Source organism: Flavihumibacter profundi, from assembly GCF_020076305.1.
GTDB lineage: Bacteria > Bacteroidota > Bacteroidia > Chitinophagales > Chitinophagaceae > Flavihumibacter > Flavihumibacter profundi.
This window is the reverse complement of sequence record NZ_JAIQXE010000002.1, coordinates 868,815-882,867: the sequence shown is the minus strand read 5'-3', so window position 1 is coordinate 882,867 and position 14,053 is coordinate 868,815. Positions and strand designations below refer to the sequence as shown.

Genomic DNA, 14,053 nt, shown 5'->3' with positions numbered 1-14,053 from the left:
AACCTGTCAAATTAAACAGGTCCGGGCAAGCGTCTTTTCACGGTTTTTCACCCGGCGGGTAATACCCGCCGGGAATTACCCGCCGGGTGGTGATGCAGGGTTAATCCGTCATAAGCCAGGTGCATACCCTGGGGAAGGCGGGAATCGATGCTGGCATGGAGGCCTAACTGGTGACTGATATGGGTAAACCAGGCATTCGGCACACCAAGGGTTTGCACCATTTCGATAGCTTCATTCAGGGTAAAATGGGAAATATGCTTTTCATGGCGCAGGGCATTAAGCACCATGTGTGTGCTGCCTTTGATCTTTTCCTGTTCGGCAGCATCTATCTGGTTGGCGTCGGTGATATAGGTAAAATCGCCAAAACGAAAACCCAGCACCGGCATCCGCATATGCCACACCATAATGGGAGTTACTTGAATATCCCCTACCATAAACGGTTCCTGGTCGATGGAGTTGATTTGAATTTCAGGCACGCCAGGGTATTTTGTTTCAGCAAATGCATATGGGAACTCACGGATGATATTCATCTGTGTCATTTCGTTGGCATAAATATTCATCGGCTGCCGCGAAAAAAAATTATACGCCCTAACATCATCAAGGCCGGCGATATGGTCTTTGTGGGGATGTGTAAATATGATCCCATCAAGTTTTTTTACGCCCGCCCTTAGCATCTGGTAACGGAAGTCGGGGGTGGAATCAACAACGAGGGTGGTCTTTGCCGACCTTACTAAAATACTTGACCGAAGCCTGTTATCCCGCGGATCTGAAGATGTGCATACTTCACAATCACATCCGATCATTGGCACACCACTGCTTGTGCCGCTCCCCAAAAAAGTTATGGTCAGGTCATTCAAAGTGATGAATAATTTAAATGCAGAATAGAATTACGGTCAGTCTGAACCTGTTTCATTCTCCCTGGCCAACCTTAGCTTTTCCATTATTTCAGCATAAGTTTTCCTGGCTTCCGGTGAAAGATCGTCAAGGTTAATATTCAATTGCGGAATTATGTCCATAAGGGTATTAATCCTTCCTTCAAGTGGCAGGAATTTATTCAATACCACCACTTTCTTTTGTTCCAGGATACAATAACCACTTTGGAATGTACCCCTTTCGTACCTTATTATATACGAAGCATCATCGAGAACCTGTTCAATTTTCTGTAAAGTGGCTTGGGTGTACTTCATGCAATGTAATCTTGTTAATGACCAGGTAGCAAAAATACCAAATGAAAGCTGCATAGGGACTGAGAGTACCCACCAATTTTCCACAGACCTGGCAGGCAACTCATTTACTGGACATTTTAATAACCGGGATGATCATTTCCTCAAGGCTAATTCCACCATGCTGGAACGTATTGCGATAATAATTTACATAATGGTTGTAGTTATTAGGATAACACAGGTAACCATCTTCCTTGGCAAATATATAGGACGAGTTGACAGTAGGCACCGGGAGACCGGCTTCTTTTGGATCCTTTATGGCTAATACATCCTTTGCCTCATAATTGAGGTTCCGTCCATGTTTATAGCGCAAATTGGTGGTGGTTTGTTTATCCCCCACTACTTTATGCGGGTTATTAACCCTTACAGAACCATGGTCAGTGGCCAATACCAGGTTGATTTTCTTATCGGCAATTTTTTTCAACGCCTGGAAAAGGGGAGAATGTTCGAACCAGCTTGCAGTTATGCTACGGTAACTGATTTCATCACTGGCCAATTCCTTCAGCACCTCCATTTCGGTCCTGGCATGACTGAGCATGTCTACAAAATTGTAAACAATGATATTGAGGTCGTTCCCCAGCAGGTTATGGATATTATTCACCAATTCATTTCCAGCCTGATGGTTTACGACTTTCACATAAGACAACTTTATGTCTTCCCGCTTTAAGCGTTTTAACTGGGCCCGGAAAAATACCTCCTCATGCAAATTTTTACCCCCTTCCTCTTCATCATTTTTCCAGTACTGGGGAAATTGTCTTTCAATTTCAACCGGCATCAATCCGGCAAAAATAGCATTGCGCGCATATTGTGTAGCAGTGGGCAGGATACTGTAAAAGGTATCTTCCTCCAAAATCCGGAAATGGGCTGCGAAAATTGGCTGGATTGCTTTCCACTGGTCAAAACGCAGGTTATCGAGCAAAATAAAGAAAGTGGGTGTACCCTTTTCAATATGTGGCAGCACTTTAAACCTGAACAAGGTATTTGACATGATCGGCGCTTCGTCTGATTTTGGGTTAACCCAATTCAGGTAATTGCGGGCTACGAATTTGCAAAATTCCGTATTGGCTTCCTGCTTTTGCGATTGCAACACTTCCACCATTTCAGGGCTATCACTTTTTTCCATTTCCAGTTCCCAGTATACCAGTTTCCTGTAGATGTCCATCCAGTCATTATAATCCGGATTATTGTTCAGCGCCATAAATAAATTACGGAACTGCTGCTGGTATGCGGAGGTAGTTTTTTCTGCCACTAGCCTCCTGTTATCAAGAATTTTTTTCAGGCTCAGTAAAACCTGGTTGGGATTGACAGGTTTGATGAGATAGTCGCTGATCTGCGATCCTATTGCCTCATCCATCAGGTTTTCCGTTTCATTTTTAGTGATAAGAACCACCGGTATCTGCTGGTTGATTTCCTTGATTTTAGCCAGTGTTTCCAAACCGGTTATACCAGGCATCGTCTCGTCAAGCAATACCAGGTCAACCTGGTTTTCCCGAACATAATCGATGGCATCAAATCCATTGGTAAGGGTGTGTACGGAATAGCCCTTTGTTTCCAGGAAAAGCTTCTGTGATTGCAGGCTTTCCATTTCATCGTCGACCCAGAGTATTGTTGCTATTGGCATGAATTCAAATGTAATTTATCTGGTGCGCCTTCGTACTTTTACAGGCTAGTATTTAAAGAATTTAACAAAACCAGCAAGGATATGATGGCAAGCCGGAAAATTGTAAACGATCCCGTGTATGGTTTTATTACCATTGACCATCCCCTCCTTTTCAAGGTTATTGGCCATCCTTATTACCAGCGGCTGCGGCGTATCCAGCAAATGGCATTTGCCCACCTTGTATATCCCGGGGCTGTTCACAACCGGCTACACCATTCCCTGGGTGCTTACCACCTGATGAGTAATGCCCTGTCTGAGTTGAAAAGCAAAGGGATTGAGATTTCCGCAGAGGAGGAACTTGCGGCAAAAATTGCCATCCTGCTGCACGATATAGGGCATGGCCCCTATTCTCATGCCCTGGAAGAAACGCTTATCGAAGGTGTTCACCATGAAACACTTTCACTGCTCATCATGGAGGCATTGAATAAAGAATTCAACGGACAGCTAACCCTGGCCATCTGCATTTTTACAGGGCAATACCATAAACACTTTTTGCACCAATTGATTTCCGGGCAACTGGACGTTGACAGGATGGATTTCCTGACGCGCGATAGTTTTTTTACCGGCGTTTCAGAAGGGGTGATCATGTATGACCGTATCCTGAAAATGCTTACTGTGCACAACGGGGAACTGATGGTTGAAGAAAAAGCCATTTTTTCCATTGAGAAATTCCTGGTAGCCCGCCGGTTGATGTATTGGCAGGTATACCTCCACAAAACAGTTTTGTGTGCCGAAAAAATGCTGGTCAATATTATATTAAGGGCTAAGGAACTGATCCGGTTGGGAATCCCGGTACATGCGCCCTCGCAGGTGCTTGATTTTTTCCTGCACCAATCAAAACCGCTGCAGATTTCAGCCCATCTGGATAAGTTTTGCCAGTTAGATGATGTTGATGTTTTGGGTGCCATAAAAAGCTGGATGTTCCATCCAGATAAAGTCCTGTCAGTACTTTGCAGGATGCTGGTAGACAGGCAGTTGTTAAAAGTGAAACTGCAGGCAGAACCTGTCAGCCAGCAGTTCCTTGAAGAAGAACGGCTGGCCATTGCCAACGCTACCGGCCTTAGCCTGGAAGAATCTGCCTATTTCGTTTTCAGCGGTGAAGCAAGCAATACGACTTATGACCCGAGCGAGGAAAAAATCAATATACTTTTTAAAGACGGCAGCGTTAAAGATATCTCTCAAGTTGATAACGCCCTGATCCAGCACAATTTATCCCGCCCTGTTAAAAAACATTACTTTTGCTACCTGAATCCAATTTCGGCATCCGCTTTGTTTAATGCCTTGCCGTATTAAAATATTTATTATGCAATTCAGTGCCGCGCAAATAGCTGTTCTGATCAATGGAAAAATTGAAGGGGATCCCAATATTTCCGTGGGATCTTTTGGTAAAATTGAAGAGGCTGCTACCGGGCAACTGTCCTTTCTGGCCAATCCCAAGTACGAAGATTATTTATATAGTACTTCGGCTTCCATTGTTATTGTGAATGAAAGCCTCGAATTAAAACAAGCCGTAACCCCTACCCTGATCAGGGTACAGGATGCCTATACAGCTTTTGCCACGCTGTTATCCAAATACCAGGAATTAAAAACACAGCAGTTAGTCGGCAGGCAGGAACCTTCCTATGTTCCCGATTCAGCCAAACTTGGGGAAGACGTTTTCATTGGTGCTTTTGCCTATATCGGTGAAAATGTGACCATCGGAAACCATGTAAAAATATTTCCGCATGCCTACATCGGAAACAATGTAAGTATCGGTGACAAAACAATTATCCACCCTGGCGTGAAGATTTATTTCGATTGTAAAATCGGAAAACAGGTTACCATACATGCCGGTAGTGTAATCGGAAGTGATGGTTTTGGATTCGCACCCCAGGCCGATGGCAGTTTCAAAAAAGTACCCCAGATCGGGAACGTTGTTGTGGAAGACGGGGTTGAAATAGGGTCAAATGCAACCATCGACCGGGCGACAATCGGATCTACCATTATCCGTTCTGGCGCCAAACTGGATAACCTGATCCAGGTAGCCCATAACGTGGAAGTGGGACAAAACACTGTTATAGCCGCACAGGTGGGAGTAAGCGGATCCACCAAAATAGGCAACAATGTCATGATTGGCGGCCAGGCCGGTATCGTAGGGCATATAAGCATTGCTGATGGCAGCAAAATCAATGCCCAGAGTGGCGTAAGCAAATCCATAAAAGTACCCAACTCAGCAGTGACAGGCTCCCCGGCTTATGATTATACCAGCGCACTTCGCAGCCAGGCACTGAGTCGCAACCTTCCCGATATTGAAAAACGCCTCAAGGAACTGGAGCAACTGGTAAAGCAATTGCTGGCAGAAAGAATCAACCTCTGACTTCAAACTTCTTTCTGTTTGGCTATCTTTGGCAATTAAGATTACAGCATGGACGCAAATTTCAACCCAGATAAACAGCATACCGTAGGTTCAGAAATAAGTATTTCAGGCACTGGTTTACACACAGGAGTTAAGGTTGACATGACCTTTAAACCCGCAAACCAGGGTTTCGGAATCCAATTCCAGCGTATTGACCTGCCCGGCCATCCAACGATCAAGGCCGATTGCGACCTGGTAACGGATACTTCCCGGGGTACCACAATTGAAGACAATAATGCTAAAGTAAGTACAGTAGAACATGTGCTGGCTGCCCTTGTTGGAATGGGCGTAGATAACTGCCTTATTGAGATCAATGGCCCGGAAATGCCAATTATGGACGGAAGTTCACAACCCTTTGTGGAAATGCTGGAAGAAGTTGGCGTCCAGGAACAACAGGCTGCTAAAGCCTGGTATAGTATCGAAGAAAATATTTACCATTACGACGACAAAAAAAGGGTTGAAATGGTGGCCATGCCATCGGTGGATTACCAGATTACTACCCTGATTGATTTTAATTCCCCGGTTTTAGGCACACAGCACGCCGGACTGAAAAAAATGAGTGATTTTGTAAAGGAAATCTCTCCCTGCCGCACTTTTGTTTTCCTCCATGAATTGGAAATGCTGCTGGAACATAACCTCATTAAAGGGGGCGACATTAATAATGCCATTGTTGTTGTAGACAAACCGGTAACCGCTGAAGAAATGAGCAGGCTCGCCAAATCCTTCGGTCGCGATAAAATAGAGGTGAAGCATGAAGGCTACCTGAACAACCTGGAATTACGCTTCCCCAATGAACCAGCCCGCCATAAACTTTTGGACGTGGTTGGAGACCTCGCACTGATTGGTTACCCGGTAAAGGCACGGATTATTGCCAACCGGCCCGGCCATAGCACAAATGTTGAATTTGCCAGGAAAATCAAGCAGTATATTAAGAAGAACAAGCACCTCAAGGATGTTCCGGTTTATGATTGTACTCAGCCCCCAATTTTCACCGCCCAGCAAATTGAACAGACCCTGCCCCACCGCTTTCCTTTCCTGCTGGTAGATAAAATCATTGAGTTAACCGACAAAGTGATTGTAGGCGTGAAAAATGTAACTTTTAATGAACCATTTTTCCAGGGACATTTCCCGAATAACCCGGTAATGCCTGGTGTACTGCTTTGCGAAGCACTTGCGCAGACTGGTGGGATCCTGGCCATAAATTCCATGCCAACAGGACCATATGATACTTATTTCCTGAAAATTGATAACTGTAAGTTTAAACAGAAAATCGTACCGGGAGATACCATGTTGCTGAAAATGGAGCTGACTTCACCTATCCGCAGGGGAATTTGTGAAATGAGAGGTACCGTTTACGTTGGTAATAAACTATGCGCGGAGGCTGATATGGTAGCCCAGGTAGTGAAAAGACAGTAATTACCCCTATTTTTGCCCGTCAGTTTAAAAGACTGACGTTTTTTATGCCCCCGAATTGTGGGCTTATCGACAATTTCTGAAAATTTACCAATGATTCACCCGCATACCTACATACATCCAAATGCGCGTCTGGCTACCAATGTAAAAGTTGACCCCTTTACAGTCATCCACCAGGATGTGGAAATCGGGGAAGGTACCTGGATTGGCAGTAATGTTACAATTATGGAAGGTGCCCGCATTGGTAAAAATTGCCGGATTTTTCCAGGTGCCGTACTGGCTGCAACACCACAGGACCTGAAATTCGAAGGCGAATATTCAAATGTTGAAATTGGTGATGGCACCACCATCCGTGAATTTGTTACGATTAACAGGGGCACAAAAGACCGTGGTAAAACTGCGGTAGGTAACAATTGCCTCATAATGGCTTATAGCCACCTGGCACATGATTGCATAGTTGGCAACAATGTGATTATGAGCAATAATGTGCAGATGGCTGGCCATGTAACTGTTGGCGACTGGGCAATTATCGGAGGTGTAAGTGCCGTTCACCAGTTCGTTCAAATCGGTCAGCATGCTTTTGTTAGCGGCGGATCACTCGTGAGTAAGGATGTTCCCCCATATATAAAGGCTGCCCGTACACCGTTATCTTATGCCGGCGTTAATTCAGTTGGCCTCAAACGGCGGGGCTTCAGTTTAGACCGCATCAACCACATTCTTGATATTTACAGGGTACTCTATAATAAAGGCATGAATACTTCCCAGGCCCTTGAATTTATAGAGGAAGAATTTAGTGCAACTGATGAACGAGATGAAATCGTAACCTTCATCAGGGAAAGTGGAAGGGGAATCATCAAGCGCTTCACCAAAGGCAGCAGTGATGACGATAGCGCTATCTGAAACCGGCAAAAGGTTTAACCGGGAATGGATATTCCGGCAACTCTCCTATACCTTCCATGCAGGAAAAGCATATGCCATAACCGGACCAAACGGCTCAGGTAAAAGCACTTTACTGCAGGCTATCGCCGGCTCTTTAACCATTTCAGCTGGTAAAATAAAGTACACACTGCAGGGAAAGGAAGTTGATCCTGATGCTGTTTTCCGCCACCTGTCTATAGCCGCACCCTATCTTGAATTAATTGAAGAAATGACAGCGGTTGAGTTCCTTACATTCCATGAAAAGTTCAAACCCCTGCTCCCCGGCTTTACCATCTTTGAAATACTTGCAAAAGTCGGGTTAGACGCAGCAGCGCATAAACAGGTGCGCTATTATTCATCCGGAATGAAACAACGGTTAAAACTTGCCCAGGCCATTTTTTCTGACACCCAGGTAGTAATGCTCGATGAACCCTGCACCAACCTGGATGCAACAGGCATTAACCTTTACCAGCAATTAATCGCAGACTTTGGACCCAAAAGACTGATCATAGTGAGCAGTAATGACCCCCAGGAGTACAATTTCTGTACTGAAGCCATTCATATCCTGGATTACAAATCCCAGGCGGGAAAAAATAGCATAACAAATCCTAACGCTTAGCGCCTGCTGGCAATCAGCAGGTTCAGGTCGGTATATTTCAGGTTGAAGCGCTGGCTGAGGTGAAAATGTGTCAAGGCACCTTTGAAGAGGTAGATGCCGCTGCGGAGATGCACCCGGTGCCAGATCAGGCTTTCTATACCGCCTTCATCAGCCGCTTCTAGCAATAACGGCATCAGCACATTGCTGATGGCATGGGAGGCCGTCCGGGCAAAACCTGAAGGAATATTCGGCACACAGTAATGGATAACCCCGTATTTCATGAAAATCGGGTGTTCATGACTGGTGATTTCTGAAGTTTCAAAACAGCCGCCGGTATCTATACTAACGTCAATGATCACACTGCCAGGACGCATATTGCTGACCATTTCATCCGTTACCACCAACGGGGCCCTTCCGCTGTTACTACGCAATGTACCCACGGCAACTTCACAGGTTTTCAGCTGCTTGGCAAGGATTTTTGGTTCAATTACCGAAGTCCACAAACGATGGCCCACATTATCCTGCAACTGCTTCAGGCGATAAACACTGTTATCGAAGACTTTCACAGATGCACCAAGTGCAAGGGCCGCCCTGGCAGCGTATTCGCCAACAATTCCGGCTCCAAGTATTATTACTTTGGAAGGTGGTATACCTGTTATCCCTCCAAGCAAAACGCCTTTACCATGATTAGCTGAACCAAGATATTGCCCGGCTATTAACATTACAGAACTTCCGGCAATTTCACTCATGCTGCGCACGATGGGAAATGTACCGTTTTCATCCTTGAGGTTTTCAAAAGACAAGGCCGTGATTCTTTTTTCCATCATCTTCTCCAGCAACTCAGCCTTCAGTAATGTGATATGCATTGGGGAAATAATCACCTGGTTGGCCTGGAGAAAAGGGATATCCTCTTCAATGACCGGGGCGCTTTTCACCAGTAAGGGTGCTTTATACACTTCAGCCTTATCGTAAACGATTTTTGCCCCGGCTTCAGCATATTCTTTATCCCGGTAATGGGCCATATCGCCCGCATTGTGTTCAATGATTACCTGGTGGCCATTACTTACCAGCACACCAACAGCATCCGGGGTTAGTGCAACCCTGTTCTCCTGGAAGGCTATTTCTTTGGGTATACCAATAAGCAGCTGCGCACCTGTTGGCTTAACATCGAGTGTTTCTTCAAGCGTTTCATAGCTGAAAGATGGACTGATAAATGGTTTTTGCTGGGCCATGTACTGAAATAAAGGGATAACAAATTACAACTTTATTTCCAGCTCAAGGGTTCGTATTGATGGCGCAGTGACACTAATTTTCAGGATGGCTGCATTTTCAGGAATTAAATGGGGAATTTTTTCCGGCCACTCCACAAAGCACCATTGACCACTATACAGGCAATCCTCTACACCCGCAGCAACCGCTTCTGCTTCATCACGCAACCGGTAGCAATCAAGGTGGTAAACTGTTCCATTTTCAAAAGCATATTCATTGATAATTGAAAAAGTCGGGCTACTAACGGCTTCCTGCACACCAAGCGCATCACACAATGCATGTACAAGCGTGGTTTTACCGGCACCCATCGGGCCATATATCGCAACAACCCTGTGCTCTCCGAGTAAGTCCAGGAGTTTTACTGCCAAACCAGGCAATTCCTGAAGGGAAAAACTGTAATGCATAGCCAAAGTTAATTCACAAGGCGCTATAACTGCAACAGGGTTACTTTTTTAGTGTATCCATCTAAAAGCAATGCACCCGCATATTCGTATATTTGTATGTGCAATTATGTTGATGAAAAGATGAAATATGGAAACAATTAACTGGAAAGTAGAAGGCATGACATGTACCAATTGTGCATTGAGTGTTACCAAATTCCTGGAAAAAGAAGGCATGCAGAATGTGAAAGTAAATCCGATTGACGGTGATGTACATTTTGAAATAGTAGAATTGGATGAAGCACAACAAAAAAATCTTACCCAAGGCATTAACTCACTGGGATATAAAGTGGTGGATGAAAAACTCCGGAAAGCCACGGCATCATCACATAAGCCAATGAACAGGTACCTGCGGTTTTTGCTGATCTGCCTTCCTTTCACCCTGGTTTTAATGCTGCATATGATACCCGGCCTGCATATACACTGGCTGATGAACCCCTGGGTACAGCTGGTTCTCTGCCTGCCTGTGTACATCACCGGAATGTATTTTTTTGGCCGCAGTGCCTGGAAAAGCCTGGGAAGCGGAAGTCCCAATATGAATGTTTTAATTACCATCGGGGCAACAGCAGCCTTTGTATACAGCCTGATCGGAACATTGATGGGACAAGGCGACCAGTTCCTGTTTTATGAAACAGCAGCGGCAATTATTACCCTTGTATTCCTGGGCAATTACCTGGAAGATGTATCTGTCCAATCCACACAGCGTGAACTGAACAAGCTGGCCAGGAGCCAGAAGGTAATGGCCAACATGATTGCTTTTGATGACCATCACCAGGAATTGGTTTTCCCCGTTGAAAATACACAGCTGAGAAGCGGCGACCTCGTACTGGTAAAAAGCGGCGAACAGGTTCCGGCAGATGCTAAAATATTGTGGGGTGAGGGAACTGTGAATGAAGCAATCATCACAGGTGAAAGTTTACCCGTCAGCAAAAAACCAAAAGATAAAATTATAGGCGGAAGCCTGCTTACCAGTGGCACGCTTAAAGCACAGGTTTCAGCGGCTGCAGACCAGTCAGTGCTGGCCAATATTTTGAACCTGGTAAAAAAAGCACAGGGCGACAAACCACCGGTTCAAAGAATGGCTGACCAGATCAGTGCCATATTTGTGCCTGTTGTCCTGGGTATCGCAGCGGTTACATTTGTTGCCAATTATTTCTTCCTGGATGCTTTCACGCCGGCGCTTATGCGAAGTATTGCTGTATTGGTCATCGCGTGCCCATGCGCAATGGGATTGGCTACCCCGGCTGCAATTGCGGTAGGCCTGGGAAGGGCTGCAAAAAATGGTATATTATTCCGGAATGCCAGGTCCCTGGAAGCTTTCAAAACAATACGCCAGGTTGTATTTGATAAAACCGGAACATTAACAACCGGGGAATTCAGCATTGATAAATTTGCTGCTGAAGGCATTGCTGAAAATGAATTTAAACTTATTGCTTATTCACTGGAGAAATATTCCAATCATCCCATCGCGCAATGTATCAGTAAATACTGGAAAACATCCAATGATATTAAATGGACCAAAATTGAGGAAGTTAAAGGAAAAGGGATGATTGGCACCAGTAAAGAGGGGGATGAATATTGGGCAGGATCTTATGTTATGGCAGGCAATAATATTACTGAAGACCACCACAATATTTATGTGCTTAAAAATGGCCGTTTGTTAGGCTGGATAGATGTTAAAGACACTGTAAGGGAAGAAGCCGCAAGCGTAATCAGCTACCTCCATACTAAAAAAATTACAACTATTTTGCTGAGTGGGGATAGTTTGGCCAACTGCAATACACTGGCAAAAGGACTTGGCATAGACACGATATATGCGGAAAAGACCCCGGAAGAGAAGCTGGAAATCATCAGCAGGCTTAGTGAGACCACACCAACTGCAATGGTGGGTGATGGCATTAATGATGCCCCTGCACTGGCAAAAGCCACTATCGGTATTTCCTTAAGTGATGCATCACAAGTAGCCATGCAAACCGCTGATGTTGTTTTAATGAACAATGGCCTGAAAAACCTACCCCTTGCACTTGGCCTGGGCAAGCATACTTTGATAACTATCAGGGAAAACCTGTTTTGGGCATTTTCCTACAATATAATTGCAATTCCAATTGCTGCATTTGGTTTTTTAACCCCGGCATTAGGGGCATTGGCGATGGGCCTGAGCGATGTTGTACTGGCCTTCAATTCCCTGCGTTTGCTTGTTAAGAAAACCACCTGAGTAAAATTGTAGATTGCAGCCGATGCCAGATAACATCCATGCTATTTTAAAGGAATATTGGGGGTATGATACTTTCAGGCCTTTGCAGGAAGAGATTATCCGATCTGTCCTGGCAGGGAAGGATACCCTTGCCTTGCTTCCTACAGGAAGCGGGAAGTCGGTTTGTTACCAGGTTCCGGCATTAGTGAAACCAGGCATATGCCTGGTGGTAAGCCCTTTGATAGCCCTGATGAAAGACCAGGTACAGCAATTGCGCAAAAAAGGTATTTCTGCTCTCGCACTGCATACCGGCATGCCTTACAAAGAGATCATGAAAACGCTCGAGCTGGCTATTAACGGGAAAATAAAATTGCTTTACCTGTCCCCGGAGCGATTACAAACCAGGGTCTTTAAAGAGTTCCTCCCGGAAATGCCGATAAGCCTTGCGGCAATTGATGAAGCGCATTGTGTTTCACAATGGGGATATGATTTCAGGCCCAGTTACCTGCAGATCGCCAGTTTACGCGAAGCAATACCCGCAGTTCCGGTGCTTGCATTAACTGCTTCAGCGACACCGCTGGTGCAGGCCGATATTGTCAATCAACTCGCGCTCAGAAAGGCTGTTATAATAAAGGGTTCTTTTGCAAGGGAACTTCTTTCCTACAGCTGTTTCGAAGAAGACAACAAACTGCAAAAGCTGGCCAATATTTTTAAACAGGTTGAAGGTAGCGGGATTGTATATTGTAAAAGCAGGAAGAGAACGGCCGATATCTGCCGGTACCTGCAGGACAAAGGTCATACCGTTACCTTCTATCACGCCGGGTTAGGTCATGAAGAACGAAATGAAAGGCAACAACTATGGACCAGTAACCAATGCAGGATAATTGTAAGCACGAATGCTTTCGGCATGGGCATTGATAAACCTGATGTGCGGCTGGTTGTGCATTATGATGTACCTGACTGCCTTGAAAACTATTACCAGGAGGCAGGAAGGGCTGGCCGCGACCAGCAAAAAGCTTATGCGGTATTACTATATAATAAACAGGAACTGGATGAGCTGGATGGACAACTGGAAAAGAAATATCCCAACATTGAAACCATTAAGAAAGTATACCAGGCACTGGCGAATTTTTTACAAATCCCCTCCGGAAGCGGCGAGGGCAATACTTATGATTTCGACCTGGGCCTGTTTTGCAATAATTTTAATATCGACAGGGCCTCTGCAATAAACTCGCTGCAGCTACTCCAGGCAGAAGGCTATTGTGCACTGAATGAATCAGTTTACATGCCATCTACCGTAAGGTTTTCAGGCGACCGGCAATGGATCGAAAATTTCGAACAACAATATCCCAGGCTGGAACCGCTTATCAAGGCATTGCTAAGGAATTATGAGGGCATTTTCTCTTACCCGGTCATCATCAGCGAATTATACCTGTGCCGCATACTGAAAATTGAAAATGACCAGTTGATCAATGACCTGAATTTCCTGCACCAGCATGGAATAATAATTTACGAACCTAAAAAAGACCAGCCCCAACTGGTTTTGCTGAGTGAAAGGGTTAAGGTTGAATACCTGAAAATTGACCTGCAGGCCCTGGCAAAAAGAAAGGAACTTGCCAGGGAAAGGCTTCGCAAACTGCGGTTATACATAGAAGGGAAATCCTGCCGCAGCGTTTATATCGGAAATTATTTTGGGGATGAAACCATAAAAGCCTGTGGCATCTGCGACAATTGCCTCAGGAGCAGGAAAGAACCCGTTTCAATTGACGGGCTGGTTAAAGCCATAAAGAAAGTTTTATCGGCAGGAGAACTGCAATTAGACGCAATCAAACTGCAACTGCCTTTTCCCTGCGATGAAACCGAGCTTTGGAAAGCGATTAACCACCTGCAGGCCGAGGAACAGATCGTTATAAGTACGGATGGTAAATTCAGCCTTGTTTAAC

Annotated in this window: 12 protein-coding genes; 7 read left to right on the top strand and 5 right to left on the bottom strand. The window is 45.1% G+C overall.

Annotation, left to right across the window (positions count from 1 at the left end; genetic code table 11):
* Positions 1 to 47 precede the first annotated feature (47 nt).
* The 3 genes from LAQ65_RS13640 to porX all read right to left on the bottom strand — a co-directional run bounded on the left by LAQ65_RS13640 (position 48) and on the right by porX (position 2,844).
* On the bottom strand, positions 48 to 857 hold the full coding sequence (locus tag LAQ65_RS13640; protein ID WP_224117530.1) for an MBL fold metallo-hydrolase: 810 nt from the start codon (positions 855 to 857) through the stop codon (positions 48 to 50).
* Positions 858 to 893: 36 nt separating this feature from the next.
* Positions 894 to 1,187, bottom strand: a complete 294-nt coding sequence (locus LAQ65_RS13635; protein WP_224117529.1) for a hypothetical protein — start codon at positions 1,185 to 1,187, stop codon at positions 894 to 896.
* A gap of 100 nt (positions 1,188 to 1,287) precedes the next feature.
* Positions 1,288 to 2,844: a T9SS response regulator signal transducer PorX gene (gene porX, locus LAQ65_RS13630; protein WP_224117528.1), complete on the bottom strand. Its 1,557-nt coding sequence runs from the start codon at positions 2,842 to 2,844 to the stop codon at positions 1,288 to 1,290.
* An 81-nt stretch (positions 2,845 to 2,925) separates the two neighbouring features.
* Here porX and LAQ65_RS13625 point away from each other — a divergent pair, with 81 nt between their 5' ends.
* From LAQ65_RS13625 to LAQ65_RS13605, 5 genes are all read left to right on the top strand, one after another.
* Positions 2,926 to 4,176, top strand: a complete 1,251-nt coding sequence (locus tag LAQ65_RS13625; RefSeq protein WP_224117527.1) for an HD domain-containing protein — start codon at positions 2,926 to 2,928, stop codon at positions 4,174 to 4,176.
* Between the two features lie 10 nt (positions 4,177 to 4,186).
* Positions 4,187 to 5,239 carry a UDP-3-O-(3-hydroxymyristoyl)glucosamine N-acyltransferase gene (gene lpxD / locus LAQ65_RS13620; RefSeq protein WP_224117526.1) on the top strand — a complete coding sequence of 351 codons (1,053 nt, stop codon included), beginning with the start codon at positions 4,187 to 4,189 and terminating at the stop codon, positions 5,237 to 5,239.
* A 48-nt stretch (positions 5,240 to 5,287) separates the two neighbouring features.
* A complete protein-coding gene (locus LAQ65_RS13615) occupies positions 5,288 to 6,694 on the top strand; it encodes a bifunctional UDP-3-O-[3-hydroxymyristoyl] N-acetylglucosamine deacetylase/3-hydroxyacyl-ACP dehydratase (protein WP_224117525.1) in 1,407 nt (468 codons plus the stop codon).
* Between the two features lie 90 nt (positions 6,695 to 6,784).
* Complete coding sequence (gene lpxA / locus LAQ65_RS13610) at positions 6,785 to 7,591, top strand: acyl-ACP--UDP-N-acetylglucosamine O-acyltransferase (RefSeq protein ID WP_224117524.1); 807 nt, start codon at positions 6,785 to 6,787, stop codon at positions 7,589 to 7,591.
* A complete protein-coding gene (locus LAQ65_RS13605) occupies positions 7,572 to 8,228 on the top strand; it encodes an ABC transporter ATP-binding protein (RefSeq protein WP_224117523.1) in 657 nt (218 codons plus the stop codon). The genes lpxA and LAQ65_RS13605 overlap by 20 nt, the downstream gene beginning before the upstream one ends.
* Here LAQ65_RS13605 and LAQ65_RS13600 read toward each other — a convergent pair.
* Together LAQ65_RS13600 and tsaE are read right to left on the bottom strand one after the other, a co-directional pair.
* Complete coding sequence (locus LAQ65_RS13600) at positions 8,225 to 9,439, bottom strand: alanine dehydrogenase (RefSeq protein ID WP_224117522.1); 1,215 nt, start codon at positions 9,437 to 9,439, stop codon at positions 8,225 to 8,227. The two genes, LAQ65_RS13605 and LAQ65_RS13600, sit on opposite strands and share 4 nt — an antisense overlap.
* A gap of 24 nt (positions 9,440 to 9,463) precedes the next feature.
* The gene (gene tsaE / locus LAQ65_RS13595) at positions 9,464 to 9,880 is read right to left on the bottom strand and encodes a tRNA (adenosine(37)-N6)-threonylcarbamoyltransferase complex ATPase subunit type 1 TsaE (RefSeq protein WP_224117521.1); all 417 of its coding nucleotides are present in this window, start codon (positions 9,878 to 9,880) and stop codon (positions 9,464 to 9,466) included.
* Between the two features lie 127 nt (positions 9,881 to 10,007).
* On the opposite strand from tsaE, the gene LAQ65_RS13590 reads away from it, so the two are divergent.
* Positions 10,008 to 12,131 carry a heavy metal translocating P-type ATPase gene (locus LAQ65_RS13590; RefSeq protein ID WP_224117520.1) on the top strand — a complete coding sequence of 708 codons (2,124 nt, stop codon included), beginning with the start codon at positions 10,008 to 10,010 and terminating at the stop codon, positions 12,129 to 12,131.
* A 22-nt stretch (positions 12,132 to 12,153) separates the two neighbouring features.
* Positions 12,154 to 14,052 (top strand): RecQ family ATP-dependent DNA helicase, encoded by a 1,899-nt coding sequence (locus LAQ65_RS13585; protein ID WP_224117519.1) that lies wholly within the window; start codon positions 12,154 to 12,156, stop codon positions 14,050 to 14,052.
* Position 14,053: the final 1 nt, after the last annotated feature.